This is a genomic window from Neisseria sp. P0001.S005, assembly GCF_051963715.1.
In genome coordinates, this window is sequence record NZ_JBQCTZ010000463.1 from 1 (window position 1) to 774 (window position 774).

Annotated in this window: 1 protein-coding gene; it reads left to right on the forward strand. The window is 48.2% G+C overall.

The genetic code is table 11. The features are described from left to right. The first annotated feature begins 244 nt into the window (after positions 1–244). Positions 245–736 (forward strand): disulfide bond formation protein B, encoded by a 492-nt coding sequence (locus ACTHSP_RS21065; protein WP_049351157.1) that lies wholly within the window; start codon positions 245–247, stop codon positions 734–736. The last annotated feature ends 38 nt before the right edge of the window (positions 737–774 follow it).

Consider the following 774-nt stretch of genomic DNA (forward strand, 5'->3'; position numbering starts at 1 on the left):
CTGTCGCATATAGAACCCAGCTTACACAGAGCGCCTGAATAGGCTTTTATGAGTGTCCAAGATTTGGGGGCCAGTTCCGGCCTTTTCGATATGAAACACATTTTTGTTTCCATATTTATGGTTACGCAACATCAACAAACATACGCAAAAAACCGTCAAACCAAAAAAGCATATACGTTTTGTGTTAAAGTAAACATTATTGATCGGCTGTTTTTCGTCCAGGCCGTCTGAAAGGTTTTATCTTATGAACTTTTTCCGCAAGACTGTTTTATTTTTAGTCGTCCTCTCCATATTTGCCGCCTGCGGCTCCTTTATTTCCCAATACGTTTTGGGTATGAACCCGTGCGTATTGTGCATCCTGCAACGCTTGTGCGTATTGGGTGTCGGGCTGTTGGCCATTGTTACAGCATTCAGTTCTCAATCTTCCAAATTTGCCCGCTCGCTCTCGGCATTGTTGATTGCCGCTCCGGCCGTTTACGGCGCCGGTGTCGCCGCCTATCAAATTTGGTTGCAAAGCCTGCCGCCCGGCACCGCCCCTTCCTGCGGCGCACCTTGGACCTTCCGCCTGCGCGACTGGCCCTTGTTCGATTGGTTTGAACCCATCGTTCGCGGCTTTGGCAACTGCGCCGAGCCGGACTATCTATTCGGTGTTGCCCTACCGGTGTGGAGTATTTTGTATTTCGGCTTTGTCGTATTGCTGCTGCTTTGGGCTTGGTTGAAAACCAGAAAAATCTGATTGGTTTCGATATAAAAAGGCCGTCTGAAATTTCAGAC

What these genes read in the sequence shown, in the direction of transcription:
- ACTHSP_RS21065 (WP_049351157.1), top strand. Translation starts at nt 245, where the DNA reads ATGAACTTTTTCCGCAAGACTGTTTTATTTTTAGTCGTCCTCTCCATA.